Source organism: Streptomyces sp. NPDC059092, assembly GCF_042756365.1.
Classification (GTDB): domain Bacteria; phylum Actinomycetota; class Actinomycetes; order Streptomycetales; family Streptomycetaceae; genus Streptomyces.
Genome location: NZ_JBHZEJ010000026.1, coordinates 13,341 through 39,450, shown reverse-complemented (window position 1 = coordinate 39,450; position 26,110 = coordinate 13,341). Strand labels below are relative to the sequence as shown.

General features: G+C 71.2%; 26 protein-coding genes. 9 read left to right on the top strand and 17 right to left on the bottom strand.

Features of this window, described 5'->3' with window-relative positions; all coding sequences use genetic code 11:
- Positions 1–158: 158 nt before the first annotated feature.
- From ACFXPL_RS17485 to ACFXPL_RS17430, 12 genes are all read right to left on the bottom strand, one after another.
- Positions 159–551, bottom strand: coding sequence for a YccF domain-containing protein (locus ACFXPL_RS17485; RefSeq protein ID WP_384919502.1), 393 nt, complete (start codon positions 549–551; stop codon positions 159–161).
- Entirely contained in the window at positions 548–1,411 is an 864-nt protein-coding gene (gene htpX, locus ACFXPL_RS17480) for a zinc metalloprotease HtpX (protein WP_384919499.1), read from the bottom strand. Before htpX ends, ACFXPL_RS17485 begins: the two co-directional genes overlap by 4 nt.
- 253 nt (positions 1,412–1,664) lie before the next feature.
- Positions 1,665–3,254, bottom strand: a complete 1,590-nt coding sequence (locus ACFXPL_RS17475; protein WP_384919496.1) for an NADH-quinone oxidoreductase subunit N — start codon at positions 3,252–3,254, stop codon at positions 1,665–1,667.
- Positions 3,251–4,879: a NuoM family protein gene (locus tag ACFXPL_RS17470; protein WP_384919646.1), complete on the bottom strand. Its 1,629-nt coding sequence runs from the start codon at positions 4,877–4,879 to the stop codon at positions 3,251–3,253. Before ACFXPL_RS17470 ends, ACFXPL_RS17475 begins: the two co-directional genes overlap by 4 nt.
- A gap of 27 nt (positions 4,880–4,906) precedes the next feature.
- Positions 4,907–6,910 carry an NADH-quinone oxidoreductase subunit L gene (locus ACFXPL_RS17465; RefSeq protein ID WP_384919493.1) on the bottom strand — a complete coding sequence of 668 codons (2,004 nt, stop codon included), beginning with the start codon at positions 6,908–6,910 and terminating at the stop codon, positions 4,907–4,909.
- Positions 6,907–7,275: an NADH-quinone oxidoreductase subunit NuoK gene (gene nuoK, locus ACFXPL_RS17460; RefSeq protein WP_384919492.1), complete on the bottom strand. Its 369-nt coding sequence runs from the start codon at positions 7,273–7,275 to the stop codon at positions 6,907–6,909. Before nuoK ends, ACFXPL_RS17465 begins: the two co-directional genes overlap by 4 nt.
- Positions 7,275–7,898, bottom strand: coding sequence for an NADH-quinone oxidoreductase subunit J (locus tag ACFXPL_RS17455; protein WP_384919643.1), 624 nt, complete (start codon positions 7,896–7,898; stop codon positions 7,275–7,277). The genes nuoK and ACFXPL_RS17455 overlap by 1 nt, the downstream gene beginning before the upstream one ends.
- A gap of 29 nt (positions 7,899–7,927) precedes the next feature.
- A complete protein-coding gene (locus ACFXPL_RS17450) occupies positions 7,928–8,479 on the bottom strand; it encodes a NuoI/complex I 23 kDa subunit family protein (protein WP_384919489.1) in 552 nt (183 codons plus the stop codon).
- Positions 8,480–8,481: 2 nt separating this feature from the next.
- Positions 8,482–9,450 carry an NADH-quinone oxidoreductase subunit H gene (locus ACFXPL_RS17445; RefSeq protein ID WP_384919486.1) on the bottom strand — a complete coding sequence of 323 codons (969 nt, stop codon included), beginning with the start codon at positions 9,448–9,450 and terminating at the stop codon, positions 8,482–8,484.
- Entirely contained in the window at positions 9,447–10,535 is a 1,089-nt protein-coding gene (locus ACFXPL_RS17440) for an NADH-quinone oxidoreductase subunit C (protein ID WP_384919483.1), read from the bottom strand. Before ACFXPL_RS17440 ends, ACFXPL_RS17445 begins: the two co-directional genes overlap by 4 nt.
- The gene (locus ACFXPL_RS17435; RefSeq protein WP_384919480.1) at positions 10,532–11,269 is read right to left on the bottom strand and encodes an NADH-quinone oxidoreductase subunit B; all 738 of its coding nucleotides are present in this window, start codon (positions 11,267–11,269) and stop codon (positions 10,532–10,534) included. Before ACFXPL_RS17435 ends, ACFXPL_RS17440 begins: the two co-directional genes overlap by 4 nt.
- Positions 11,260–11,652: an NADH-quinone oxidoreductase subunit A gene (locus tag ACFXPL_RS17430; RefSeq protein ID WP_384919478.1), complete on the bottom strand. Its 393-nt coding sequence runs from the start codon at positions 11,650–11,652 to the stop codon at positions 11,260–11,262. Before ACFXPL_RS17430 ends, ACFXPL_RS17435 begins: the two co-directional genes overlap by 10 nt.
- Positions 11,653–11,839: 187 nt before the next feature.
- On the opposite strand from ACFXPL_RS17430, the gene ACFXPL_RS17425 reads away from it, so the two are divergent.
- From ACFXPL_RS17425 to ACFXPL_RS17405, 5 genes are all read left to right on the top strand, one after another.
- Positions 11,840–13,081 (top strand): sensor histidine kinase, encoded by a 1,242-nt coding sequence (locus tag ACFXPL_RS17425; protein ID WP_384919475.1) that lies wholly within the window; start codon positions 11,840–11,842, stop codon positions 13,079–13,081.
- Positions 13,082–13,431: 350 nt separating this feature from the next.
- On the top strand, positions 13,432–14,745 hold the full coding sequence (locus ACFXPL_RS17420) for a sensor histidine kinase (protein ID WP_384919472.1): 1,314 nt from the start codon (positions 13,432–13,434) through the stop codon (positions 14,743–14,745).
- Positions 14,746–15,060: 315 nt separating this feature from the next.
- Positions 15,061–15,720, top strand: coding sequence for a response regulator (locus tag ACFXPL_RS17415; RefSeq protein ID WP_384919641.1), 660 nt, complete (start codon positions 15,061–15,063; stop codon positions 15,718–15,720).
- 363 nt (positions 15,721–16,083) lie between these two features.
- Positions 16,084–18,150: a 2-oxoacid:acceptor oxidoreductase subunit alpha gene (locus tag ACFXPL_RS17410; RefSeq protein WP_384919469.1), complete on the top strand. Its 2,067-nt coding sequence runs from the start codon at positions 16,084–16,086 to the stop codon at positions 18,148–18,150.
- A gap of 145 nt (positions 18,151–18,295) precedes the next feature.
- Positions 18,296–19,297 (top strand): 2-oxoacid:ferredoxin oxidoreductase subunit beta, encoded by a 1,002-nt coding sequence (locus tag ACFXPL_RS17405; RefSeq protein WP_384919638.1) that lies wholly within the window; start codon positions 18,296–18,298, stop codon positions 19,295–19,297.
- Positions 19,298–19,336: 39 nt separating this feature from the next.
- On the opposite strand, the gene ACFXPL_RS17400 is transcribed toward ACFXPL_RS17405, so the two are convergent.
- Complete coding sequence (locus ACFXPL_RS17400; RefSeq protein ID WP_384919466.1) at positions 19,337–19,711, bottom strand: winged helix-turn-helix transcriptional regulator; 375 nt, start codon at positions 19,709–19,711, stop codon at positions 19,337–19,339.
- A gap of 144 nt (positions 19,712–19,855) precedes the next feature.
- On the opposite strand from ACFXPL_RS17400, the gene ACFXPL_RS17395 reads away from it, so the two are divergent.
- Together ACFXPL_RS17395 and rarD are read left to right on the top strand one after the other, a co-directional pair.
- Positions 19,856–20,716 (top strand): SDR family oxidoreductase, encoded by an 861-nt coding sequence (locus ACFXPL_RS17395; protein WP_384919463.1) that lies wholly within the window; start codon positions 19,856–19,858, stop codon positions 20,714–20,716.
- Positions 20,717–20,861: 145 nt separating this feature from the next.
- Complete coding sequence (gene rarD / locus ACFXPL_RS17390) at positions 20,862–21,884, top strand: EamA family transporter RarD (RefSeq protein WP_384919460.1); 1,023 nt, start codon at positions 20,862–20,864, stop codon at positions 21,882–21,884.
- 87 nt (positions 21,885–21,971) lie between these two features.
- Here rarD and ACFXPL_RS17385 read toward each other — a convergent pair whose 3' ends face one another.
- The gene (locus ACFXPL_RS17385) at positions 21,972–22,430 is read right to left on the bottom strand and encodes a hypothetical protein (protein WP_384919457.1); all 459 of its coding nucleotides are present in this window, start codon (positions 22,428–22,430) and stop codon (positions 21,972–21,974) included.
- 615 nt (positions 22,431–23,045) lie between these two features.
- Between ACFXPL_RS17385 and ACFXPL_RS17380 the strand changes: the two genes are divergently transcribed.
- Together ACFXPL_RS17380 and ACFXPL_RS17375 are read left to right on the top strand one after the other, a co-directional pair.
- Positions 23,046–23,876, top strand: a complete 831-nt coding sequence (locus tag ACFXPL_RS17380; RefSeq protein ID WP_384919454.1) for a Scr1 family TA system antitoxin-like transcriptional regulator — start codon at positions 23,046–23,048, stop codon at positions 23,874–23,876.
- Positions 23,873–24,082, top strand: a complete 210-nt coding sequence (locus tag ACFXPL_RS17375; RefSeq protein WP_384919451.1) for a DUF397 domain-containing protein — start codon at positions 23,873–23,875, stop codon at positions 24,080–24,082. Before ACFXPL_RS17380 ends, ACFXPL_RS17375 begins: the two co-directional genes overlap by 4 nt.
- Before the next feature lie 9 nt (positions 24,083–24,091).
- Here ACFXPL_RS17375 and ACFXPL_RS17370 read toward each other — a convergent pair whose 3' ends face one another.
- The 3 genes from ACFXPL_RS17370 to ACFXPL_RS17360 form a co-directional block, all read right to left on the bottom strand.
- Positions 24,092–25,192, bottom strand: a complete 1,101-nt coding sequence (locus ACFXPL_RS17370) for a winged helix DNA-binding domain-containing protein (protein WP_384919448.1) — start codon at positions 25,190–25,192, stop codon at positions 24,092–24,094.
- A 7-nt stretch (positions 25,193–25,199) separates the two neighbouring features.
- The gene (locus ACFXPL_RS17365; RefSeq protein ID WP_384919445.1) at positions 25,200–25,373 is read right to left on the bottom strand and encodes a hypothetical protein; all 174 of its coding nucleotides are present in this window, start codon (positions 25,371–25,373) and stop codon (positions 25,200–25,202) included.
- A gap of 196 nt (positions 25,374–25,569) precedes the next feature.
- Complete coding sequence (locus ACFXPL_RS17360) at positions 25,570–25,992, bottom strand: VOC family protein (RefSeq protein ID WP_384919443.1); 423 nt, start codon at positions 25,990–25,992, stop codon at positions 25,570–25,572.
- Positions 25,993–26,110: the final 118 nt, after the last annotated feature.

The window sequence follows — 26,110 nt, the reverse complement described above, 5'->3', positions numbered from 1 at the left end:
GTGATCAACTACCCCGCATCCCCTGAGGCATACGTCCGCATTCGGTAACAGCCCCGATAGGGCGCGCTTGGTCCGTCGGACCGTCGGCTCCGCCGCCGCCCGTCAGCGGGCGGCGCTCCGTCAGCGGGGGGGCGCTCCGTCAGCGGGGGGGCGCTCCGTCAGCGGGCGGTGAAGGGCTGGTCCGTGGAGACGATCTCCTTGCCCAGGGGCATCAGGGAGAGCGGGATCAGCTTGAAGTTGGCGAGACCCAGGGGGATGCCGATGATCGTCACGCACTGGGCGATGCCGGTGACGATGTGGCCGAGGGCGAGCCACCAGCCCGCGAGGACCAGCCACAGGACGTTGCCGACACACGAGGGCGCGCCCGCGTCGTGACGGTCGACCGCCGTGTAGCCGAAGGGCCACAGGGCGTAGACGCCGATACGGAAGGCTGCCACGCCGAAGGGGATTCCGATGATCGTGATGCACAGCAGAACGCCCGCCAGCATGTAACCGAGGAAGAGCCAGAAACCGCTCAGGACGAGCCAGATAATGTTCAGAATGGTCTTCATGCTCGCGGACCTGCCATCTGTTCTAGTCGGGCGATGCGTTCCGCCATCGGCGGATGCGTGGAGAACAGTTTCGAGAATCCCTGACCTGGACGGAAGGGGTTCGCGATCATCATGTGGCTGGCTGTCTCGATCCGCGGTTCGGCCGGCAGCGGAAGCTGTTTCGTTCCGGCTTCCAGCTTACGCAACGCGCTCGCCAGGGCGAGCGGATCGCCCGTGAGCTGGGCGCCGGACGCGTCGGCCTCGTACTCGCGTGAACGGCTCACCGCGAGCTGGATGACCGAGGCCGCGAGCGGCCCCAGGATCATGATCAGGAGCATGCCGAAGAGGCCGGGGCTGTCGTCGTCGTCCGAGCGGCCCACGGGGATGAGCCAGGCGAAGTTCACCAGGAACATCACCACGGAGGCGAGGGCCCCGGCGACGGACGAGATCAGGATGTCGCGGTTGTAGACATGGCTCAGCTCATGTCCGAGGACGCCGCGCAGCTCCCGCTCGTCCAGGATCTGGAGGATCCCGTCCGTGCAGCAGACCGCGGCGTTGCGCGGGTTGCGGCCGGTGGCGAACGCGTTGGGCGCCAGGGTGGGTGAGATGTACAGGCGCGGCATGGGCTGGCGCGCGGCCGTCGACAGCTCACGGACGATGCGGTAGAGCTCCGGCGCCTCGAATTCGCTGACGGGGCGGGCGCGCATCGCGCGTAGAGCCAGCTTGTCGCTGTTCCAGTATGCGTACGCGTTGGTGCCGACCGCCACGACGAGCGCGATGATCAGACCCGTACTGCCGAAGAAACTGCCGATGGCGATGATGAGTGCGGACAGTCCCCCGAGGAGTACGGCGGTCCTGAGCCCGTTGTGCCGGCGGTGCACGGTACGCCCTCCAAGTCATGTGGCAGGGGAACCCTTTTGCCTGGTGCTGCTCCACTCTCCAGTGGACCCTTCCGTACTGGTCAACGCGAGGCGGGCGGTCCGGGTTCCCCGGTGCGCCCGGACGGGGGCGTACGCCGTCCGGGTGATCGTCGGCGCAGGGGAGGACCGCCCCGGGTCTCTCGGACGCCGGGGCGGATGTGCGGCGGGTACAGGGCAGATTCGGGGCGGATGTCAGGAGGGGACGCGGGGGCTCTCAGAAGAGGCTGACGCCGGCGAAGCGCAGCACCAGTTGGGGTGCGCCCGAGAAGGCGATGCCCGCGACGGCGGTCAGCGCGATGGCGACCGTGAGGGCGGGCGCCGGGGTGAGGGCCGCCGTGCCGGCGTCGGTGGTCGCCGCCGTGGGGGCGTCGGCGCTTTCCCGCTGCCCCTCCGGGGAACGGAAGAGGACCGCCGTCCACTTGAGGTAGTAGTAGAGCGCCACGACCACGTTGAGGGCCATGACGACCGCCAGCCAGCCGAGTCCCGCGTCGACCGCCGCGGAGAAGACGGTGACCTTGGCGAACAGGCCGATGATGCCCGGCGGCAGCCCGGCCAGGCAGAGCAGGAAGAAGCCCAACGCGAGCGCGGCGAGCGGCCGGCGGGCGTAGAGGCCCTGGAAGTCGGAGATGCGGTTCAGCGGCTTCGTACGGGCCACGAGGGCGACGACGGCGAACGCGCCGAGGTTCACGACGGCGTACATGAGGGCGTACGCGACGGTGGACCCGATCCGGTCCGTTCCGCCGCCCTTGCCGCCGCTCCCGTCCCCTCCCCCGCCGTACGCGGCGGCGGCGATGGGCACCAGGAGGTATCCGGCCTGGGCCACGGACGACCAGGCGAGCAGCCGTACGGCGCTCCACGCGCGCGTGGCGGACTGCCGGAGCGCGGCCACATTGCCGACCGTCATCGTCAACGCGGCGAGGACGGCGAGGACCGGCCCCCATACGGCGTGGTACGAGGGGAACGCGACGACGGTCACCAGGATGAGGCCGGAGAAGCCGACGGCCTTGCCGACCACGGACAGATAGGCGGCGATGGGCAGCGGCGCGCCCACATAGGTGTCGGGCACCCAGAAGTGGAAGGGCGCGGCGGCCGTCTTGAAGGCGAAGCCGACGAGGGTGAGGGCGACGCCCGCCTCGGCGAGGGTGGAGAGCTGGCCGGGGACGTCGTCCAGCTCGGTGGCGATCTCGGTGAGGTGCATGGTGCCGGTGGCCGCGTACACGAAGCTGACGCCGAGCAGCATGACGGCGGTCGCGGTGACCGAGGAGAGGAAGAACTTCAGCGCGGCCTCGGAGGAGAGCCGGTCGCCGCGCCGGAGCCCGACCAGGGCGAACGCGGGCAGGGAGGCCACTTCGAGGGCGACGACGAGGGTGGCCAGGTCGCGCGCGGCGGGCAGCAGCGCCGCGCCGGCCGCCGAGGCGAGCAGCAGGAACCAGAACTCGCCCGCGGGCAGCTTGTGCGTGTCGTGGTACGAGAGCAGCGCGGTGAGCAGCGCCCCGACGAGCACCAGGAGCTGGATGACCAGCGCGAAGTGGTCCGCGGTGTAGCTGCACACGTCCGGGGCGGTGGTGAGGCAGAACGTGGCGCGGTCGCCGTGGCGCAGCGGCAGGAGGGTGGCGAGCGCGGCGACGAGTCCGGCGATCGCGAGGCCGCCGAGGAGCGGCTTGCGGTGTTCCGGTACGAAGAGATCCGCGACCAGAATGATCAGGGCGACCACCGCCACGAGGGTGGGGGGCGCGATCGCGAGCCAGTCGACGGACTGGACGAGGCCGGCGGCGGCGCCGGCACTCTCGGCGGCCACGGTCACGACTTGCCTCCTGCGAGGAGCTTCTGCACGGCGGGGTCGGTGAGGCCGAGGAGGACCGCGGGCCAGAGACCGGCGAGGACGGTCAGCGCGACGAGCGGGGTCCAGGCGGCGATCTCGTAGGTCTGTACGTCGGCGAAGTGGGGCGCGCTCGTGGTTCCGGGCGCGGTCTTCGCTCCCCCTGTCTCCCCGGGTTCGGGGGCGCCCTCCGGCTCGTGGGGCGGGACGCCCATGCAGACGCGGCGTACGACGACGAGCAGGTACGCGGCGGTGAGCAGGGTGCCGAACGCGGCGACGGCCATGAAGGTGAGGAAGGCGGGGCGGCTCAGCCCCTCCGCCGGGTCGAACGCGCCGAACAGGGCGAGCATCTCGCCCCAGAACCCGGCGAGTCCGGGCAGCCCGAGCGAGGCGACCGCGGCGAAGGCGAGCAGGCCGCCGAGGCGGGGGGCCCGGCCGTACAGCGCGGCGCCGGTCGCTCCGGCGAGGGTGTCCAGGTCGGCGGTGCCGTACCGGTCCTTGAGGGCTCCGACCAGGAAGAACAGCAGGCCGGTGATGAGGCCGTGGGCGATGTTGGCGAAGAGCGCGCCGTTCACGCCGGTGGGGGTCATCGTCGCGATGCCGAGCAGGACGAAGCCCATGTGGCCGACGGAGGAGTAGGCGATCAGCCGTTTGAGGTCGCCGCCGGCGCCGCGCCGGGCGAGGGCGAGGCAGGCGAGGGAACCGTAGATGATGCCGACGACCGCGAAGGCGGCGAGGTACGGGGCGAAGACCCGCATCCCGTCGGGGGCGATCGGCAGGACGATCCGGACGAATCCGTACGTACCCATTTTCAGCAGGACGCCGGCGAGGAGTACGGAGCCGACGGTCGGCGCGGCGGTGTGGGCGTCCGGCAGCCAACTGTGCAGGGGCCACATCGGGGTCTTCACGGCGAGGCCGAGACCGATCGCCAGAACGGCGGTGACCTGCACGGATGTACTGAGACCTGAGCCGTTGTCAGTGGCGAGTGCCATCATGTCGAATGTGCCGGCCTCGACCCCGATGAGGAGCAGGCCGAGCAGCATGACGACGGACCCGAGCAGTGTGTAGAGGATGAATTTCCAGGCGGCGCCCTGCCGGCCGCCGGTGACGCCTTCCGAGCCGCCCCAGCGGGCGATCAGGAAGTACATCGGGATCAGCACCATCTCGAAGGCCAGGAAGAACAGGATCAGATCGAGGACGGCGAAGGTCGCGAGCGTGCCGGATTCGAGCACGAGCAGCAGGGCGACGAATGCCTTGGGCGAGGGGCCCTGGGGCATCTTGAAGTAGCTGTAGAGCGCGCAGAGGAAGGTCAGCAGCGCGGTCAGGACCAGAAGGGGGAGTGAGATGCCGTCGACACCGAGGTGGATCCGCACGTCCAGTGCCGGGATCCATCTGATGTCCGTGGTCGCCTGCATCCTCGACGGCTGGTCGTGGTCGAAGCCGAGCGCGAGGACGATCGCGGCGATGAGGACCGCGCCGGTCACGACCACGCCGTGGCGCAGGACGGCCTGGTCGGGGCTTCTGCCGCGCAGCCCGGGCGGGGCGGGGAGCAGGGCCGCGACGGCGCCGACGAGCGGTCCGACGATGATCAACGCGAGAAGGAACTGCATCACGGACTCACTGATATCGATCACGGCTCACGCTCCGGCGGCGACGAGTACGGCGGCGATCGCCAGGACGACGGAGCCGGCCAGCAGGGCGCTGAGGTAGGTCTGCACATTGCCGGTCTGGCAACGGCGTACGGCGGCGCCCAGCCAGCGGGTGCCGGTGCCCGCGCCGCGTACGTAGGTGTCGACCACCTCGCGGTCCAGGAAGCGGACGAGTTCGGCGGCGGCCAGCACGGGGCGTACGAAGAGGCGGTGGTAGACGGCGTCGAGGTGGAAGCCGGAGGCCGCGTGGCGGTGGAGCGGGCCCAGCAGCAGCCGTCCGGGGTCCGCCGGGTCGTCGGCCGCCGAGATCGAGCCGTAGGTGGCGGTGTGGGTCTCGATGGCTTCCGCCTCGGTGAGCGCGGGCTCGGTGTGCGGGTGTGCGGTGACGGCGCCCATCGGCGTACGGGCGGCGAGCGCCGTGGTGTGGCGCCAGCAGCCGTAGGTGACCAGGCCGCCGACGAGACCCGCGCCGGTGCCCAGGACGGAGGTGGTGAGGTTCGGGGCGAGGCTGTGGCCGTCGAACCACTGGGCGAGATATCCGACGGTCAGACCGAAACCGAGCGAGGGGAGGGCGAGCACCCACAGGACGGCGCTCATGGAGACGGGCTGCCTGCCGTGGTCGGGCGCCTCGGCGCCGTGACCGCGGAAGGCCAGCAGCCACAGGCGGGTGGCGTACGCGGCGGTGAGGAGGGCGGTGAGGAGTCCGGCGGCCAGCACCGTCCAGCCCGCGGCCCCGGGGGCGGCGGACTCGTCGAGGGCGGCGTGCTCGGCGGCGACCAGGACGGATTCCTTGGAGAAGAACCCGGCGAAGGGAGGAATGGCGGCGAGCGCGAGCAGGGCGACGGTCATCGTCCAGTACGCGTCGGGGATGCGCCGGGGCAGTCCGCGCATCCGGGACATGGTGGCCAGCGAGTTGGTGCCGGCGGCGTGGATGACGACACCGGCGCCGAGGAAGAGGAGGGCCTTGAACGCGCCGTGCGAGACGAGGTGGAAGACGGCCGCGCTCCGGTCGCCCACGGCCAGGGCGCCGGACATGTAGCCGAGCTGACCGATGGTCGAGTAGGCGAGGACCCGCTTGATGTCGTCCTGGGCGAGGGCGGCGAGCGCCGAGCCGACCATGGTGACCGCGGCCATCACGGCCAGGACGACCAGCGCCGCCTCCGAGGCGGCGAAGACGGGGAGGAGCCGGGCGATGAAGTAGATGCCGGCCGCGACCATGGTGGCGGCATGGATCAGCGCGGAGACGGGCGTGGGGCCCGCCATCGCGTCGGGCAGCCAGGTGTGCAGGGGGAACTGCGCGGACTTGCCCGCCACTCCGGCGAGCAGCAGCAGCGCGACGAGGGTGGGGTGGTCGAGGCCGCCCTCCGCGGTGGTCTTCAGAATGCCCGTGATGCGGAACGTACCGGCGTCGGTGGCGAGCGCGAACAGGCCGATCAGGAAGGGGACGTCGCCGAGTTTGGTGACCAGGAACGCCTTGAGGGAGGCGGCGCGCGCCTCGGGCGTCTCCCAGTAGTGGCCGACGAGGAAGTACGAGCAGATGCCCATGATCTCCCAGCCGACCAGCAGCACCATCAGGTCGCCGGAGTAGACGACGAGCAGCATCGCGGAGGTGAAGAGCGAGACCAGAGCGGCGTACGAGGGGTAGCGCGCGTCACCGCGCAGATAGCCCGTCGAGTAGATCTGCACGCACGACGCGACAACGCCGACGAGGACGGCGACCACGGCCGCGAAGCCGTCGATGTGCAGGGCGAGGTCGATGGGGACCGAGCCGGTGGGGGTGAGCTGGGTCGCGGCGTCCAGCGGGGCCTTCCCGCCGCCCGCGCCACCGCCCTGGCGTACGGCCACGGTCACGGCGAGCGCGGCGGCGGCCAGGGTCGGCAGGATGGCCAGGGGGCGGACGAACCCGGGGGCGGTACGGCCGAGCAGCAGCCCGGCGACGGCGCCCAGGAACGGCAGGACGGGGACGAGGACGGCGAGGGTCGTGGTGGTCACGCGGTGGCCTCAGTCTTCTGCGTCGGAGCCTGCTGCGCCGGGGTGGCGGTCCCGTCGGGGCCCTCGGCGGTGTCGCGGAGCCGGTCGATGTCCGAAGTGCCGCGGTTGCGGTACACCATCAGCACGATGGCCAGGCCGATGCCGATCTCCGCGGCGGCGATGGCGATGACGAAGAGGGTGAGCGCCTGGCCGGTGTGGAGGGTGTCGCGGAGCCAGACGTCGAAGGCGACGAGGTTGAGGTTGACGGCGTTGAGCATCAGCTCGACGGACATCAGGACGAGGATCGCGTTGCGGCGCGCGAGGACCCCGTACAGACCGACGCAGAACAGGAGGGCCGCGAGTACGGCGGGATAGGCGAGATGCATCAGCGCTGCTCCTTACCGCTGCCGTTGCCGTTACCGCTGCCGTTGCCGCTCTTCCGCGGGGTGTCGCCGTTCCTGCGGGACAGGACGATCGCGCCGACGAGGGCGGCCAGCAGGAGCACGGAGAGCGCTTCGAAGGGCAGCACCCAGTTCCGGAACAGGAACGCTCCGGTGACCTCGGTGGAGCCCTGAGCCGCGCCGCGCAGGTCGATCCAGGTCGTGCGGAACGCGTCGACGACGACCCAGACCAGGCAGACGGCGGCGACGGCGGCCACCGCGAGCGCGAGCGGGCGGTTGCCCGAATCGGCGTCCGGGGAGCGGCCGATGGGCGCCTTGGTGAGCATCAGACCGAAGAGGAGGAGGACCACCACGGAACCGAGGTAGATCAGGACCTGCACCCAGGCGATGAACTCCGCCGTCAGCAGGAGGTATTCGACGGCCAGACCGCCGAGCGTGACGACCAGCCAGAGGGCCGCGTGCACCAGCTGCTTGGTGGTGACGGTGATCAGGGACGCGCCCAGGGTGAGCAGGCCGACGAGGACGAAGGCGATCTCGACGCCGGACGGTGAGAGGAAGGCGTGCCCGGTGGCGGCGGAGGCCGCCGAAGCCGCTGGTGCCGCCGACATCGCGGAGGCCGCCGTGGTCACTGCGAGGCTCACTCCCCCGCCTCCCGCTCCCGCTCGGCCGCCGCGGCGAGCTTCTCCACGGCCTTGCGGGCCGCGCCGATCTCCTTCGGCTCCTCGGCGGCGGGGTCGAGCGCGGGCGGCGCCGGGACCGTCCACATCCACTCGCGGAGCTTGTCCCGCTCGTGGGTGAGTTCACGGATGTCCGTCTCCGCGTACTCGAACTCCGGTGACCAGAACAGCGCGTCGAAAGGACAGACCTCGATACAGATACCGCAGTACATGCAGAGCGAGAAGTCGATGGCGAACCGGTCGAGGACGTTACGGCTGCGCTCACGGCCACCGGGGGCCGCCGCCGGCACCGTCTCCTTGTGGGAGTCGATGTAGATGCACCAGTCGGGGCACTCACGGGCGCAGAGCATGCAGACCGTGCAGTTCTCCTCGAACAGGCCGATCACGCCCCGGGAACGGGGCGGGAGTTCGGGCTGCGCTTCGGGGTACTGCGCGGTGACGGTCTTCTTCGTCATCGTCCGCAGGGTGACGGCGAGGCCCTTGGCCAGGCCGGATCCGGGGATCGGGGACATGGTTAGCTGATCGCCACCTTCACGATGCCGGTGAGCGCGATCTGCGCGAGAGCGAGGGGGATGAGTACGGTCCAGGCGAGTTTCTGGAGCTGGTCCTCGCGCAGCCGCGGATAGCTGACCCGCAGCCAGATCACCACGAAGGCCAGGACGGCGGTCTTGAGGAGGGTCCAGACCCAGCCGAGACCGTCGCCGCCGAACGGACCGTGCCAGCCGCCGAGGAAGAGGACGGTGGTCAGCCCGCACAGGACGACGATGCCCGCGTACTCGGCGAGCAGGAACAGGGCGAAGCGCAGACCGGTGTACTCGGTGTAGGCGCCGAAGATGATCTCGGAGTCGGCGACGGGCATGTCGAAGGGCGGACGCTGGAGTTCCGCGAGGCCCGCGACGAAGAAGACCAGCGCGCCGACGATCTGCCAGGGCAGCCACCACCACTGGAAGGCATCGAGGATGCCGATCAGGGAGACGGTGCCCGCGGCCATCGCGACGGAAGCGGCGGCGAGCAGCATCGGCAGTTCGTACGCGAGGAGTTGCGCGGCGGTGCGCAACCCGCCCAGCAGGGAGAACTTGTTGGCCGAGGCCCAGCCCGCCATGAGCGAGCCGAGCACGCCGACGCCCATCACGGCGAGCACGAAGAAGATGCCCGCGTCGATGACCTGGCCGACCGCGCCCTCGCCGGGACCGATCGGGATCACGAGGACGACGAGGAGGTACGGGAGGAGGGAGACGGCCGGGGCGAGCTGGAAGATCCGCCGGTCGGCGTCGGCCGGGACGACGTCCTCCTTCTGCACGAACTTCACGCCGTCCGCGACGAGCTGGGCCCAGCCGTGGAAGCCGCCCGCGTGCATGGGGCCGAGGCGGCCCTGCATATGGGCCATCACCTTGTGTTCGGCCTGTCCGACCACAAGAGGGACCACCATGAACACGGCGAAGACGATGACCAGCCGGAGGGCGACGTCGAGTACGTCGTTCACGCGTCTCCTTCCGATTCCGGGCGGTCGGCCTCGGGGCGGGGCCCGGGGTGAGGCTGGGGGCGGGGCTCAGGGCTGGGGTCGGGCTTCGTGTCCGGCTCGGGTTCGGCTCGCGGCTCAGGTTCGACTCGCGGCTCAGGCTTGGCTTCCGGGGCACCGGGGGCGGCTTCCGGGGGCGGTGTGGTGTCGGTCCGTTCCGCCGGTTCCGTTCCGTCCGTGGAAGGGGTCGGGGCCGGGGTCTGGCGGCGCCAGGGCGCGTCCGCGGTGGGCGGTTCCGGGCGCTGCGAGGTCGAGCCCTCGGAGACGCTGCGGGCCCGGCGGGCCGGGGCGGGCGACGGGGCCGCGCCCGGCGTCGTACCGCCCTCGTCCGTCGCGGCGCGCGTCCGGCGGGCCGGGCGGTCACCCGCAGCGGCACCGGCGGCACCGGCCGCGCGGGCGCCGCGCGCGGGGCGGGCCGGGGCAGGAGGGAGCTGGCCCTTGAGAGGGCCCCATTCGTTCGGGTCGGGGACGCCCGGCGGGAGCATCTGGCGGCGCTTGGGGCCGCCGTGCTCGGACTCGCCCGGCTCCTTGGCGCCGGGCCACGCCTTCGCGACGCGGGCCGCGAGGACGAAGTCCTTGCGCAGCGGGTGACCTTCGAACGCCTCGGGGAGCAGGAGCGGCACGAGGTTCGGGTGATCGGTGAAGGCGACGCCGAACATCTCGTACGTCTCCCGCTCGTGCCAGCCGGCGCCCGCGTAGACGCCGATGGCGGTGGGCAGGACGGCCGCGTCGTGCGGGACGGTCGTACGGACGAGCAGGCGGCGGACCTTACCCGGTCCGACGGCGGCGACGTGTGCGCAGACCCGGAATCCCGTGCCGGGTTCGTCGACGGCGCTCAGCCAGTCGAAGTAGGTGCAGCCCAGGGTGGACCGGGCGGTTTCGAGGGCGCTGATCCAGGACGCGGCGGGCACGTCGACGGTGAGCAGGTCGTATGTCAGCTCGGCCGTGGCGCCCTCGCCGAAGATCTCGGCGGCGGCGTCGGGCAGCCGGTCGTAGGAAGCCGCGGAAGCCGCGGAGGCCTGGCCGGAAGAGTTGTCGGAAGAGTTCACGACGCGGACTCCCCCGCCGTACCTGCCGGCCCCGGACCGTCGCCCCTACCCGTACCCGTACCCGTGCCTGGTGTCGGCGGGGCCGGCACCAGGCCGCTGCGCAGTGCGGCGGTGGAGGGCCGGCCGCCCGTCGCGTACCGCTCCTTGAGCGATTCGCGGGCGATCTTCTCCTGGAGCTTCAGGATGCCCTGGAGCAGCGCCTCGGGGCGCGGCGGGCAGCCCGGTACGTACACGTCGACGGGGATGATCTGGTCGACGCCCTTCGTCACCGAGTAGGAGTCCCAGTACGGGCCGCCGCAGTTGGAGCAGGCGCCGAAGGAGATCACGTACTTCGGCTCGGGCATCTGCTCGTACAGCCGCTTGACGGCGGGGGCCATCTTGTCCGTGACCGTGCCGGAGACCACCATCAGGTCCGCCTGGCGCGGTCCCGGCGCGAAGGGGATCACGCCGAGCCGGATGAAGTCGTGCCGGGCCATGGAGGCGGCGATGAACTCGATCGCGCAGCAGGCGAGCCCGAAGTTGAAGACCCAGAGGCTGTAGCGGCGGCCCCAGTTGAGGACGACCTTCATCGGCTCTGGCGCCAGCCGGGAGAGCACCCCGAGGCGTTGCGGATCCGGCAGCGGTACGGGCACGGAGACCGGGGCCGCGCCACCGGCCGGGGCGGATCCGCCGGCCGCTGCGGATCCCGGGGACGGGGCGGAGCCGGCGGCCGGGTCGGTGGGGGTCACGTCCATTCCAGGACGCCCTTCTTCCATGCGTAGAGCAGTCCCACGGCCAGGAAGCCGAGGAAGATGAACATCTCGACGAGCGTCGTGGCCCCGTACCCGGGCGCGGCGAACACGGTCGCCCACGGGAACAGGAAGATCGAGTCGACCGCGAAGATCACGTAGAGGAACGCGTAGACGTAGTAGCGGACCTGTGTGTGGGCCCACCCCTCGCCCACCGGGTCCACGCCGCACTCGTACGTGAGCAGTTTCTCCGGCGTCGGCACCACCGGCCGCAGCAGCCGGCCCGCTCCGAAGGCGACGGCGACGAACAGCACACCGACGACCGCGAGCAGCCCGACGACCGCATAGCTCTGGAAGTAGTCCGACGCGAGAACGGTCGGTTGCGACACGTCCGCCCCTCGCTCCCTGACCTCATAGCGACTTCATCGACTTCTTCGACGATCTGTACGCACGGGAGTCTAGGCCCTGCTAAAGAAACGGTAAGCAGCCCGTCTCGCATAGTGGGGTTATCCCTACCGTCAGCTCACCCAGCTACCCCATGGCGCCCGGCTTGCGGGCCGGGCACCCTTGGCTCCTATGACCGCGAGCCTGACCGCCCACCAGGGCCTCCCCGACGACGGCCGGCCGCCACCGGCGCGTTTCGCGTACGACCGGCACACCTGGAAGGAGATCGCCCATCTCCTGAGCAATCTGCCGGTGGCCGTGGCCGGTTTCCTCTACGCGGTGTTCACGGTGTTCACCGGAGTGGGCCTCTCGGTGACCGTCATCGGGCTGCCCTGGCTGGTCGCCGGGCTGACCGGCGCGCGGCTGCTCGGCCGGGCGGAGCGCGCGCGGGCGCGCGCGCTCCTGGGCGTACGGATCGACGAGCCGAGCCCCCTGCACGGCTCCAGAGGCCGCAGGCGCCGCCGGAAGGGCCGGGCCGGGAAGCGCGGCGATTCCGAGGGCTTCTCCGAGGGCTTCTTCGGCTGGGTGTGGGCCGGGCTGAAGGATCCGGTGGCGTGGCGGACGGTGCTGTACGAGTTCGTCCGGCTGCCCTGGGGGGTGCTGACGTTCTCCGTCACGCTGGTGGGGCTCCTGGTGCTCTGGCCGGTCCTGCCCCATGTCGTGCGCGGGCTCTCCAACGCCGACCGGGCCATGGTGCGCGGGCTGCTCTCGCCCTCCGACGAGTTGGAGCGGCGGATCGCGGAGCTGGAGTCGGACCGCGGGGTGGTCGTGGACACCGCCGCCGCGGATCTGCGCCGTATCGAACGCGACCTGCACGACGGCGCCCAGGCCCGCCTCGTCGCCCTCGCGATGGGGCTCGGGCTCGCCAAGGAGAAGCTGCTGGAAGACCCGCAGGCGGCGGCCGACATGGTGGACGAGGCGCACGGCGAGGTGAAGCTCGCCCTCCGGGAGCTGCGGGACCTCGCGCGCGGCATCCATCCCGCCGTTCTGACCGACCGGGGGCTCGACGCGGCGCTGTCGTCCATCGCGTCCCGCTGTACGGCCCCGGTGAAGGTGACCGTCGATCTGGAGGAGCGGCCCGCCGAGGCGATCGAGGGCATCGCGTACTTCACCGTCTCCGAACTCCTCCAGAACGTCAGCAAGCACAGCGCGGCGCGCTCGGCGACCGTCGACGTGTGGCGCACGGACGACCGGCTGATGCTCCAGGTACGGGACGACGGGCGCGGCGGCGCGCGGCTGGACGGCGGTACGGGGATGTCCGGGCTGGCCGAGCGGCTCGGCGCGGTCGACGGGCTCTTCGTACTCGACTCACCGGAGGGCGGCCCCACGGTCGTCACCGCCGAACTGCCCTGGCGGGAGCGCGGCAAGGCCTGAGCCACCGCCGCGCCCCCTCTTCCCCCCGTCCCCCTTTCCCTCTCCCCTCCTGTCCTGTGGGGCCCCTGCCGGTGGCAGGGGCCCCACAGGCGCGCCCGGCGCGTCCTACGGGCCCGCCAACCCCTCGGGGGTGGGGAAAACCCCAGGGCGAAGAGGGAGACCGGCCTCATGGTGCGGCACCCGGGGCGCCGGGAGCATGAAGAACGGCAGAGTCCCCACGGCCCGCTCCCCCTCCCGTCCCTTCCTCCTTCCCCTCCGTCCCTCCTCTCCCTTCCCCTCCGTCCCTTCCTCCCCTCCCTCCTCTCCCTCCTCCGCACTCGCTCGCACGACTCGCAGAACGGACACCTCAGATGGCCATCGACTACGGATCGCGGTCACGCCCCCACGTTCTCCCCCTCGCCCTGCGCGCCCCCGTCGAGGGCCGCATGTGGCGCGAGTTCGGTTATCTGCTGCTGAGTCTGCCGATCGGCGTGGCGCTGTTCTGCTACGCGGTGGCCATGACCGCCGCCGGTACCGGGCTGCTCGTCACCTTCCTCGGCATCCCCCTGCTGGCCGCCTCGCTGGCCGGCTGCCGCGCCTTCGGCATGCTGGAGCGGGCCCGCGCGCGGGCGCTGCTGGGCCTCGACGTGGCGGAGCCCGCGCAGGTCAGGGGCAGGAAGAGCGGGCTGATGTCCTGGGTGGGCGCGATCCTGAAGAGCGGGGCGTCCTGGCGCCATCTGCTGTACGCGGTGGTGCACCTGCCGTGGGCGGTGTTCGCGTTCGTGGCTTCCGTGACGTTCTGGTCCGTGAGCTGGTCGCTGTTCCTCTACCCGCTGTGGCAGTGGGTGTTCCCCGCCCACCTGGAGCAGCCGGGCATCGGGATCAGCATGGACGGCAACGGCAACGGCTTCTACGCCGACACCCCCTTCGAGGTGGCCGTCGTCAGCGTGCTCGGGTTCCTCCTCGTGCTGGTCTCCCCCTGGCTGATCCGCGGGCTGGCGGGCGTGGGCGGGCTGCTGGTGCTCGGGCTGCTCGGCCCGTCGCCGCTGGCCAACCGGGTCTCCGAACTGGAGTCGGACCGCGGGGTGGTCGTGGACACCGCCGCCGCGGATCTGCGCCGTATCGAACGCGACCTGCACGACGGCGCCCAGGCCCGCCTCGTCGCCCTCGCGATGGATCTGGGACTGGCCAAGGAGAAGCTGGCCGAGGACCCGAGGGGCGCCGCCGTCATGGTGGACGAGGCGCACGGCGAGGTGAAGACGGCCCTTCAGGAGCTGCGGGACCTGGCGCGCGGCATCCATCCGGCCGTCCTCACCGACCGGGGGCTCGACGCGGCGCTCTCCGCGGTCGCCTCCCGCTGCACGGTCCCGGTGACGGTGGAGGCCGACCTGCCGGCCAGGCCCGCGCCGGCGATCGAGGGCATCGCGTACTTCACCGTCTCCGAACTCCTCCAGAACGTCAGCAAGCACTCCCGGGCCCGGCGGGCCGCGGTGGACGTCTGGCGGACGCGGGACCGGCTGATGCTCCAGGTCTCGGACGACGGCGTGGGCGGGGCGGACGCGGCGGCGGGCAGCGGGCTCGCCGGGCTGACGGAGCGGCTGGACGCGGTGGACGGCGTCCTGGTCGTCGGCTCCCCGGCCGGCGGCCCGACGACGGTCACGGCGGAACTGCCCTGGCGCGGCTGACCGGACGCGGCGGACGACCCGGCGGGAGGCCCCGGCGAGAGGGCCCTGCTGGAGGGCCCGGCAGGAGGACCCGGCAGGAGGACCCGGCAAGAGGACCCGACGTACGCCGCGGCGAACCGGACGCGGCGGAACCACCACGAGCGGCACGAGCGCGCCGCGCCCCCGAAGGCTCCGGCCTCCGGGGGCTCCCGCGCGCCGCACCCCGGCCGGGCGGAATTCGGTGCGGTGGCCACGCGGTCATCCGAATACTGGGATGCTGGAGGACACAGGGGCGGACACACGGGGACATGGGGGCCGAAGGTCGTGGAAGACAGGGTGCGGGTGGTCATCGCCGAGGACTCGGTGCTGCTCAGGGAGGGTCTGACCCGGCTGCTGACCGACCGCGGGCACGACGTGGTCGCGGGTGTCGGTGACGGGGAAGCGCTGATCAGGACCGTCGGTGAGCTGGCGGACCGGAACACCTTGCCGGACGTGGTGGTGGCGGACGTACGGATGCCGCCGACCCACACCGACGAGGGGGTACGGGCGGCCGTGCGGCTGCGCAAGGACCATCCGGGGATAGGCGTGCTGGTGCTGTCGCAGTACGTCGAGGAGCGGTACGCCACCGAGCTGCTGGCCGGCAGCAGCTCGGGCGTCGGCTACCTGCTCAAGGACCGGGTGGCCGAGGTCAGGGAGTTCGTGGACGCGGTGGTCCGGGTGGCCAGGGGCGGTACGGCGCTGGACCCCGAGGTGGTGGCGCAGCTCCTGGGCCGGAGCCGGAAGCAGGACGTGCTGGCCGGGCTGACGCCGCGTGAGCGCGAGGTGCTCGGGCTGATGGCGGAGGGGCGGACGAACTCGGCGGTCGCCAAGCAGCTCGTCGTGAGCGACGGGGCGGTCGAGAAGCATGTGAGCAACATCTTCCTGAAGCTCGGTCTCTCGCCGAGTGACGGGGATCACCGCAGGGTCCTGGCCGTGCTGACGTATCTGCGGAACTGAGCGGTCCGCCCCGGGTCCGGTGGCCTCGGAACTGACCGTTCCACTCGGGGCCCGGTGGCTCCCCGGGCCCGGCGGCTCGCCCGCGTACACGGCTCCCCCGCACCCTGCGGCCCACCCGGGCCCGCACGCCGTAGGTCGGAAGCCCTACACCCAAAGAATGAGAGCGGAGCGCTCGGCTCCGGAGAGGCCGAGGGTCGCACAAAACGCACCAAACTCGACAAATTGGTACGCCACGGCGTCTCAAAAGAGCGTCCGCCATCCGGCTGTCCCAGGGAAGGCGACCCTTACCCACGTAGGGTGGTATCCGGACTGCCGGGCGGCCGGTCGGTCCCGAGCCGCCGCCTCGTAGGGAGGTCCAGTTCAGTGACCAGCCAGGTCAGTAGCCCAGCCGAGCAGGCCGATGAGGCCAACGACGCGAGCGATCCGAACGATTCCGGCGATTCGGTCCTGCCGGGCAGCAGCCCGGCCGACGGGAAGACCGATGGCAAGACCGACGGGACCGAGGGCAACAGCGCCGGCACCGAAGGCGACACCGCCGACACCGACACCAGCGACGGCGCCGGCACCGTCACCGTCGCGAAGGAGGTCCGCCGGCTGGAGCGGGTGATCATCCGCTTCGCGGGTGACTCCGGTGACGGGATGCAGCTCACGGGTGACCGGTTCACCTCCGAGACCGCTTCGTTCGGGAACGACCTGTCGACCCTGCCGAACTTCCCCGCCGAGATCCGGGCCCCCGCCGGGACCCTGCCGGGCGTCTCCTCGTTCCAGCTCCACTTCGCCGACCACGACATCCTCACCCCGGGCGACGCGCCCAACGTGCTGGTCGCGATGAACCCGGCGGCGCTGAAGGCCAACATCGGCGACGTGCCGCGCGGCGCGGACATCATCGTCAACACCGACGAGTTCACCAAGCGCCCCATGGCCAAGGTCGGTTACGCGGTCTCGCCGCTGGAGGACGGTTCGCTCGACGGCTACCAGGTCCACCCGGTGCCGCTGACGACGCTGACGATCGAGGCGCTGAAGGAGTTCGGGCTCTCCCGCAAGGAGGCGGAGCGTTCGAAGAACATGTTCGCGCTCGGTCTCCTGTCCTGGATGTACCACCGGCCGACCGAGGGTACGGAACGCTTCCTTCGGGCCAAGTTCGCGAAGAAGCCGCAGATCGCCGAGGCGAACGTGGCCGCGTTCCGGGCGGGCTGGAACTTCGGCGAGACGACCGAGGACTTCGCGGTCAGTTACGAGGTCGCCCCGGCGGACGCCGCCTTCCCGGCCGGCACGTACCGCAACATCTCCGGGAACCTCGCCCTGTCGTACGGCCTGGTCGCCGCCGGCCACCAGGCGGAGCTGCCGCTCTACCTCGGCTCGTACCCGATCACCCCGGCCTCCGACATCCTGCACGAGCTGTCCAAGCACAAGAACTTCGGTGTACGGACCTTCCAGGCCGAGGACGAGATCGCGGCCATCGGCGCGGCGCTCGGCGCGGCCTTCGGCGGCTCGCTCGCCGTGACCACCACCTCGGGCCCCGGCGTGGCGCTCAAGTCGGAGACCATCGGGCTCGCGGTCTCCCTGGAGCTGCCGCTGCTGGTCGTCGCCATCCAGCGCGGCGGCCCCTCCACCGGGCTGCCCACCAAGACGGAGCAGGCGGACCTGCTTCAGGCGATGTACGGGCGCAACGGCGAGGCCCCCGTCCCGGTGGTCGCGCCGCGCACCCCGGCCGACTGCTTCGACGCGGCGCTGGAGGCGGCGCGGATCGCGCTGGTCTACCGCACCCCGGTGTTCCTGCTCTCGGACGGCTACCTCGCCAACGGCTCCGAGCCCTGGCGCGTCCCGGAGCCGGACGAGCTCCCCGACCTGCGGGTCCGGTTCGCGACCGGCCCCAACCACGAGCTGGCCGACGGCACCGAGGTGTTCTGGCCGTACAAGCGCGACCCGGGGACCCTGGCCCGCCCCTGGGCGGTGCCCGGCACCCCGGGTCTGGAGCACCGGATCGGCGGCATCGAGAAGCAGGACGGCACGGGCAACATCTCGTACGACCCGGCCAACCACGACTTCATGGTCCGCACCCGCCAGGCCAAGATCGACGGCATCCAGGTCCCGGACCTGGAGGTGGACGACCCGGACGGCGCGCGCACGCTCGTCCTCGGGTGGGGCTCCACGTACGGTCCGATCACCGCGGCCGTCCGCCGGCTCCGCAAGGCCGGCGAGCCGATCGCGCAGGCCCATCTGCGCCACCTCAACCCGTTCCCGCGCAACCTGGGCGAGATCCTCGCGCGGTACGACAAGGTCGTGGTCCCGGAGATGAACCTCGGTCAGCTCGCGACGCTGCTGAGGGCGAAGTACCTGGTCGACGCCCACTCGTACAACCAGGTCAACGGCATGCCGTTCAAGGCGGAACAGCTCGCCACGGCCCTCAAGGAGGCCATTGATGTCTGAGACGACCATGTCCGGCACGCCGACGTCCGGCGCACCGACGTCCGGCACGGCGGCGGCCGCGGCGCGCGCGCCGGGCACACCGGGCTCCTCGTCCCTCGCGGGTGAACTGCTGAACCTGGTCCCCAAGGCCACGGCCAAGCAGTCCATGAAGGACTTCAAGTCGGACCAGGAAGTGCGCTGGTGCCCCGGCTGTGGCGACTACGCGGTGCTGGCCGCCGTCCAGGGCTTCATGCCCGAGCTGGGCCTGGCCAAGGAGAACATCGTCTTCGTCTCCGGCATCGGCTGCTCCTCCCGCTTCCCGTACTACATGAACACGTACGGGATGCACTCCATCCACGGCCGCGCCCCCGCCATCGCCACCGGGCTCGCGACCTCGCGCCGCGATCTCTCGGTCTGGGTGGTCACGGGCGACGGCGACGCGCTCTCCATCGGCGGCAACCACCTCATCCACGCGCTGCGCCGGAACGTCAATCTGAAGATCCTTCTGTTCAACAACCGGATCTACGGACTGACCAAGGGCCAGTACTCCCCCACCTCCGAGGTCGGGAAGATCACCAAGTCGACCCCGATGGGCTCGCTCGACGCGCCCTTCAACCCGGTGTCGCTGGCGATCGGCGCGGAGGCCTCGTTCGTGGCCCGTACGGTCGACTCGGACCGCAAGCACCTCACGGAGGTGCTGAGACAGGCCGCCGAACACCCCGGCACGGCGCTGGTGGAGATCTACCAGAACTGCAACATCTTCAACGACGGCGCCTTCGAGGTCCTCAAGGACAAGGAGAAGGCCGAGGAAGCCGTGATCCGGCTGGAGCACGGGCAGCCGATCCGCTTCGGCGTGGACGGCGCGAAGGGCGTGTTCAGGAACCAGGCCACCGGCGATCTGGAGGTCGTGGCCGTCACCCCGGAGAACGAGTCGCGGATCCTCGTCCACGACGCGCACGCGGCGAGCCCGACCACCGCGTTCGCGCTCTCGCGGCTCGCGGACGCGGACACGCTGCACCACACACCGATCGGTGTGCTGCGCAGCGTGCGGCGGCCGGTGTACGACACGCTGATGTCGGACCAGCTCGACGCGGCCGTCGAGCAGCGCGGCAAGGGTGACCTGGCGACGATGCTCGCGGGCGGCGACACCTGGACGGTCGTCGGCTGACGCCACGTCCCTCACGAGGCCCGGATCTCCTGGTACGGATCAGGAGGTCCGGGCCTCGTCGTACACCTGGCGGGCCTTGAGCACCTCGTCCGCGCGCCGCTCCGTCCAGCGCGCCAGCGCCCACACCTGCTCGGCGGCCTCCTGCCCCAGCACGGTCAGCGTGTAGTCGACGCGTGGCGGGATGACGGGCTTGGCGTCACGATGGACGAAGCCGTCGCGCTCCAGCGTTTGGAGGGTCTGCGCGAGCATCTTCTCGCTGACGCCGCCGATCTCGCGCCGCAGCTCACTGAAGCGGTACGAGCGCTCCAGCAGGGCGGCGAGGACGAGCACGCCCCAGCGGCTGGTGACGTGCTCAAGGATCAGCCGGGAGGGGCACATCTGCCGGTTCACGTCGGGCTTCACGCTTACGTCCATGCCAGTACCTTACTTTGAAGTGGGTACTTTCCCTGAGTTAGTGGTCTCCGTAGGCTGAGCGAAGAACGCGAACAGGTACCACGCACCACACCACCCCCGCCCTCACTCTCACCCTCACCCCCCGCGCGAACTGGAGAGACCCCCATGAGCATCGTCGTCACCGGAGCCACCGGACACCTCGGCCGTCTGGTCATCGAGGCCCTGCTGGCCGCGGACGTCCCGGCCGACGGGATCGCCGCCGTCGTACGGAACAAGGAGAAGGCCGCGAACCTGGTGGCGAGCGGGGTCGAACTGCGGGTCGCCGACTACGACGACCCCGCGTCACTGAAGGGCGTCTTCCGGGCCGGTGACCGGGTACTGCTGATCTCCGGCAACGAGCCCGGCAAGCGCGCGGCCCAGCACGGCGCCGTCATCGACGCCGCGAAGGCCGCGGGCGTGGCCCAGCTCGCGTACACCGGCGTCCTCGGCGGCCCCGACGCCGACTTCGACCTGGCCGACGAGCACCGGGTGACCGAGCGGCTCATCCTCGAATCGGGGCTGCCGTACACCTTCCTGCGTCACGGCTGGTACACCGAGAACTACACCGACAACCTGGCGCCCGTCCTGGCGAACGACGCCGTCCTCGCCGCCGCGGGCGAGGGCCGGGTCTCCTCCGCGACCCGCGCGGACTACGCCGCCGCGGACGCCGCCGTACTGACCGGCGAGGGCCACCTGAACAAGGCGTACGAGCTGAGCGGCGACACCGCCTGGTCCTTCGCCGAGTACGCGGCCGAGCTGTCGCGCCAGACCGGCAGGACCATCGCGTACACCAACGTGCCGGCCGAGACCCTGCGGGGCATCCTGGCCGGCGCCGGGGTGCCCGAGCCGATGCCGGCCATCCTCGCCGACGTGGACACGGCCATCGAGCGCGGGCGCCTGGCCGGTACGTCGGGCGACCTGGCGCGACTGGCGGGCCGGCCGACCACGCCTCTCGCGGACACGATCGCCGAGGCGCTGAAGAGCTGAGGCACGCTCAGGAGCCTGCGGCTCGCCCTCTCTCCGCCTCGCCCGCGTCATGACCGTATGACGATACGGACATGACACCGCACCCCCTGCCCCGCTACCTTCATCGGGGACGGGCAGGGCGCGGCGCGCGGGGCGGGGAGGGCCAGTGAAGTCGGAGAACGAACAGCGGGCGGGACTGCTGTACGGGATCGGCGCCTACGGGATGTGGGGGCTGGTCCCGATGTTCTGGCCGCTCCTCAAGCCGGCCGGGGCGATGGAGATCCTCGCCCACCGGATGGTGTGGTCGCTGGCCTTCGTGGCCGTCGCGCTGCTGGCACTGCGCCGCTGGGCCTGGATACCCGAACTGCTGCGGCAGCCCCGCAGACTGGCGCTCATCACGGTGGCCGCCGGCACGATCACCGTCAACTGGGGCGTCTACATCTGGTCGGTCAACGCCGGCCATGTGGTCGAGGCGTCCCTGGGGTACTTCATCAACCCGCTGGTGACCATCGCCATGGGCGTGCTGCTGCTCAAGGAGCGGCTGCGCCCCGCCCAGTGGGCGGCGGTCTTCATCGGGTTCTCGGCGGTGGTGGTGCTCGCCGTGGGGGCCGGGCGGCCCCCGTGGGTCTCACTGACACTGGCCTTCTCGTTCGCGACGTACGGCCTGGCCAAGAAGAAGGTCAACCTCGGCGGCCTGGAGTCGCTGTCCGCGGAGACCGCGGTGCTGTTCCTGCCCGCCCTCGGCTTCCTGGTCTGGCTGAGCGCGACCGGCTCGGCCACCGTCGGCTCGGCGGGCCCCGGCCACCTCGCGCTGCTGGCGTCGACCGGGCTCGTCACCGCCGTCCCGCTGATCTGCTTCGGCGCGGCGGCGATCCGCGTACCGCTGTCGACACTGGGACTGCTCCAGTACCTGGCGCCGGTCTTCCAGTTCCTGCTGGGCGTCCTCTACTTCCACGAGGCGATGCCGGCCGAACGCTGGGCGGGCTTCTCGCTGGTGTGGCTGGCGCTGACCATCCTGACCTGGGACGCGCTGCGGACGGCACGCAGGACGCGGGCGGAGGCGGTACGACTGGCCGCGCTCGCCCGTGCGAAGGGGCAGGCGCCCGCGCCGTCGGTCACCGCGCCGGTCATTCCCCTCACCACCCCGCCCCTCACCCCCGAACCGGCGGCCGGGGACCCGGAGCGCTGACCGCGACCATCGGATCAGGGAGGGGCGGCCCTCCGGCGCCCCATGCACCACCGGGTGGGCCCGTCACCCCTAGGTACTGACCCGCACTCACCACCGGCACCGGAGCCGGAGCCGGTCGAGCCATCGGGGCTTCCGATGCCTCCGGCGGTCAGGGCGCGGCTCCGGGAGCGGTACGTACGCGGGCACGGGCAGCACCCTGAAGAGGTAGAGCCCGCTGTGATCAGCGGCGCTGAGCGCGAACTCCCCGCCCACGACGAGCTGGTCGCGCGCCGCGCGCTGTGCCTCGGGGTCACGGCACCATGACCGGAGATCAGCGGGTACGTCCGGAGCCCGGGTCCCCGCCAGTACGAGCGTGCCGGTGGGGATCCACACGGAACGCGGGTCGGGGTCGAGGCCGTCGGCGATACGCCGGGCCTGACTGCGGAGAAAGCTCAGGGCGTGATCCAGGCACGTCGCCTGCCGGGCGGCGAGAACGACGCGCACCCACGTACCGTTGACCGGCCCCTCACAGACCACGGTCACGTTGTAGAGGCGCGACGCGCTCATGCCCGCCTCCGGACGGGAGGATGCGGCTGCTGCTTCCGGCGCAGCTTCGCGAGAGCACGGAGCTGGGCCCGTTCCCACGGGGTCGCCGGACGCACCGAGATCAGCGCGGCCTGCCAGGCGAGACCAGAAGGCCGGACCAGGCGGACCACCGGCCCGGCGAAGGAGCGAATGACACCCGGCATATCCGTTCTCCGGTCGAACACCGCCATCCCCACGCGGAGTTCAGCCCCCTGCCTCACGTCGCACTCCCCGCCAGGCGGTGCGGGTGCGCCGCGATCTGCCGGGCGCAGTCCATCGCGGTGACCGCGCCGATCCCGCGCTGGGCGTTGTCCCGACGCCTGGCCCACCAGTCACAGAGCTCGCAGCCAGGCACAGGGGCGAGGTCGACCGGGGGGTACGGGGCGGTGGACGAGCTCCCCGACCGGCGCCGATTCGTAAGCGGGACGGACCCGTTGGGGGTGGGGGCGCGTGGGGGTTCCTGCGGCTCGGCTGAAACACTCTCACCGGACACGACCGCTCCTCTCCGTAGTGGTTCCACTACTCAGGGCGGTCAGCGTGACGTAGAGTCGGAATGTCTTCAACTTGCACGAATTGACCGGATAGTTGGGTGCAGAGATGGTGAACCGCAAGGAGCTGGAGCCCGAAAGGTCGCCAGCAGCAGCGTTCGGGCAGCGCATTCGAGCATTACGCGACGAACGCGGTTGGACTCAGGACGAGTTGGCAGAGCGAATGAAGTGCTCCGGGACGCATATTTCAGCTGTAGAAACTGGTCGCCGCCCTTCAACTCCCCGCTTTGCGGCAACTGCCGACCGCGTGTTCGGCACGGGAGACCGGCTGGAGCGTCAGAGCCGGGCCGTTCGGTACACGGCGCTGCTGGAGGGGTTCCCGGAGTACGTCACCCATGAGGCGCGCGCGGCAGAAATTCGGCTGTACGAGGTGGGAGTGATACCCGGCCTGCTCCAGACGCAGGAGTACGCAGCCGCACTGGAAGCGGACGCGGTGCGGAGGGAAGCCATCACTCCTGAGCAAGCCGATGAACGGGTCGAGTTGGTGGCACGGCGGCAAGCCGCACTTGTCCGCAGTCCGTCCCCGTTGATCCTCGCGGTGCTCGACGAGGGATGCGTCCGTCGGCCAATGGGCGACATCAAGATCATGACTGCCCAGTTCGAGCGCTTGCTGGAGTTCGCTGAGCTACCCAACACCGTGTTGCAGGTCGCACCGTTCAGCATGGGAGCACGGCGACCGTTCAGCCTGCCCGTAATCGTGCTTACGCTGCCGGACCGCTCGCTCATGGCGTACGCGGAGTCCGCGAGCCGGGGGCATCTTGAACGGGAAAGCACTTCCGTACTGCCCATGTTGGCGGCCTACCATCAGTTGCAGGCTGAAGCGCTCTCCCAGGCGGCATCCGTAGCCATGATCGAACAGTTGCGAAAGGGCATTCTGTGACGACCGAATCCCCCCGTTGGTTCACGTCCTCCTACAGCGGCAACGGCGGCCAGTGCGTCGAGGTCGCCGCCAACCTCACCGCCTCGCACGGCGTCATCCCCGTACGGGACTCCAAGAACCCTCACGGCCCCACCCTCACCCTCACCCCGGACACCTGGGCAGCGTTCGTCGGTGGCGTTCAGCAAGGCGCCTTCCCCACCGCCTGAACGCCCCGCTCAGTTCGCGGTGTCGAGTCGGACCTGCTCGATGTCCTCGTCCAGGAAGACGGTCAGGTCCTGGGCCTCGGCGCGTACGGCTTCCTGTTCCGTGGAGGTAAGGCGGCGCAGGGGGCTGATCCGGAGTTGGTGGTCGCGCACGGTCCAGGTTGCCGTGACGCGTCCGTCGACGAGGACCGTGCGGTGGCCCGCCACGGACAGGCCGAGGTGGGGGGTGTCGATGATGCGGCCGCGGTCGTGGTAGCCGAGGATCGCGTTGTCGAAGGCCGGGAGGAAGCGGACCGGGGCCGGGGTGTCCGGGTGGGGGCGGGGCGCGTCGGGCAGGTCGAGCAGTTCACGGCCTCGTTCGTCGCGGAAGACGACGAGTTCGTCCCGGGCCCGCGCGGCTTTGATGGCGGCGGGAAGACCGGCGAGGCCGCACCAGCCACGTAGGTCGGCGCCGGCCGCGGGCCCGTAGGCGGCGAGGTAGCGGCGCAGCAACTGCTGCCCGACCGGGTCGCTGTCGTCGGCGGGCAGGGGGTCGATGTCCCGTTCCAGCCAGGTGGCCATCGGCAGGTTGCGTACGCCCGCGGTCTGCTGCCACAGGCCGCGGGGCGGGAGTTGGGCCATCGGGATGAGGGCCGCGACGAGCAGTTCGCCCAGGACCCGGCGTGGTGGGCCGGGCCAGCGGTCTTCGAGGGCGCTCACCAGCTCGCGCATGGTGCGGGGCCGCCGGTCGGCCAGGACCGCGCGGCCGGCGGCGGCGACCTCGTCCAGGTCGATGCCGGCCAGTTCGCTCCGGTAGGTGCCCAGGACCCGCTGGCGCAGCATGGCGTCGTGGCGGGCTCGCCAGGCGAGCGCGTCGTCGGCGGTGACGAGGTGGACGGTGCGGCGCATCAGGTGGGTGCGTACCACCGTACGGCCGGTCAGCGCGTCGTCCAGGTGCTCGGGCTTGAAGCCGGACAGGCGGGACCACAGCCCGGTGAAGGGTTCCTGGGGTTCCTGCGCCTGGGCTCCGCACAGGTGGGCCACCGCCTCCGTCACGGTGGTGTCGGCGCGGGTGAGCAGGTGCTGGCGGGCGAGGGTGGCGCGGTTGAGTGCGCGGGCGTCGAGGACGGTCATGGCGTTCTCAGGCCGCCGCTCGCGTGTGGGGGCTCCGTCGGCGGAGCTCCGCGTCGAGCGCCCGGTGGATCATGCGTACGCAGTCCTCGTGATCCGGATTGCCCACCTTGCCCAGCACCATGGTGCCCAGGCCGTAGGCGCTGACCTCGATGCCGGTCCGTCCCAGTTTCCGCATCCGCACGGTGACCCGCTTCCTTCCGCTTCTGTACGTGTCCGCTTCTGTACGTGTCCGCTTCTGTACGTGTCGGCTTCGCTACGTGTCCGGGGCCCGCGCCGGACCGGGCCGCCACCGGGATGGCGTGCGGCGGCCCGGACGGCGCGGCCCTGACGGGCGGCGGGCCGGTGTGGGGGGACGGCCGATGTGGGGGCCGGCCGGTTCAGCCGTTGTACGGGGCGGTGACGTCCAGGACCCAGGTGATGCCGAAGCGGTCGGTGAGCATGCCGTACAGCGGTGCCCACGGTGCGGGCTCCAGCGGGCGCACGATCGTCGAGCCCTCGGCGAGCTTGCCCCACAGGGCGCTGATCTCCTCGGTCTCGTCGCCCCGTACGGAGACGAAGAACGGGTTCTGGCCCTGGTTCCAGGGCAGCGAGGAGGGTACGTCGTAGGCCATGACGTGGAAGCCGTTGTCGCCGGCCACCTCGCCCCACATCACCCGGTCCGCCTCGCTCTCGTCCTGGACGGCGCCCGCGTCCTTGTAGGTGACGGCGACGGTACGCCCGCCGAAGACGGACCGGTAGAAGTCCAGTGCCTCACGCGCGGCGCCCCGGAAGTTCAGGTGAGTGGTGGTCGTGACGGACATGGCCCGCTCCTTGCCTCGATGTGCCGAATACGCCGCCGCCCGTCCACGCGGTGGCGGCTGCCGTGACCAGGAGCGATGCCTCCCGAACGGCTCGTATGCCACGATGCCAGGGGTAGAG

Bases quoted from the DNA above. Each gene is read 5' to 3' on its own strand.
- ACFXPL_RS17450 (WP_384919489.1), bottom strand. From the start codon at position 8,479: ATGTCCCCGATCCCCGGATCCGGCCTGGCCAAGGGCCTCGCCGTCACC.
- ACFXPL_RS17380 (WP_384919454.1), top strand. From the start codon at position 23,046: ATGGTGAACCGCAAGGAGCTGGAGCCCGAAAGGTCGCCAGCAGCAGCG.
- ACFXPL_RS17455 (WP_384919643.1), bottom strand. From the start codon at position 7,898: ATGTCGGCGGCACCAGCGGCTTCGGCGGCCTCCGCCGCCACCGGGCAC.
- ACFXPL_RS17385 (WP_384919457.1), bottom strand. From the start codon at position 22,430: ATGAGCGCGTCGCGCCTCTACAACGTGACCGTGGTCTGTGAGGGGCCG.
- ACFXPL_RS17370 (WP_384919448.1), bottom strand. From the start codon at position 25,192: ATGACCGTCCTCGACGCCCGCGCACTCAACCGCGCCACCCTCGCCCGC.
- ACFXPL_RS17425 (WP_384919475.1), top strand. From the start codon at position 11,840: ATGACCGCGAGCCTGACCGCCCACCAGGGCCTCCCCGACGACGGCCGG.
- ACFXPL_RS17435 (WP_384919480.1), bottom strand. From the start codon at position 11,269: ATGGACGTGACCCCCACCGACCCGGCCGCCGGCTCCGCCCCGTCCCCG.
- nuoK (WP_384919492.1), bottom strand. From the start codon at position 7,275: ATGCATCTCGCCTATCCCGCCGTACTCGCGGCCCTCCTGTTCTGCGTC.
- ACFXPL_RS17405 (WP_384919638.1), top strand. From the start codon at position 18,296: ATGAAGGACTTCAAGTCGGACCAGGAAGTGCGCTGGTGCCCCGGCTGT.
- ACFXPL_RS17420 (WP_384919472.1), top strand. From the start codon at position 13,432: ATGGCCATCGACTACGGATCGCGGTCACGCCCCCACGTTCTCCCCCTC.
- ACFXPL_RS17485 (WP_384919502.1), bottom strand. From the start codon at position 551: ATGAAGACCATTCTGAACATTATCTGGCTCGTCCTGAGCGGTTTCTGG.
- ACFXPL_RS17400 (WP_384919466.1), bottom strand. From the start codon at position 19,711: ATGGACGTAAGCGTGAAGCCCGACGTGAACCGGCAGATGTGCCCCTCC.
- ACFXPL_RS17470 (WP_384919646.1), bottom strand. From the start codon at position 4,879: ATGCAGTTCCTTCTCGCGTTGATCATCGTCGGACCGCTCGTCGGCGCC.
- ACFXPL_RS17395 (WP_384919463.1), top strand. From the start codon at position 19,856: ATGAGCATCGTCGTCACCGGAGCCACCGGACACCTCGGCCGTCTGGTC.
- ACFXPL_RS17360 (WP_384919443.1), bottom strand. From the start codon at position 25,992: ATGTCCGTCACGACCACCACTCACCTGAACTTCCGGGGCGCCGCGCGT.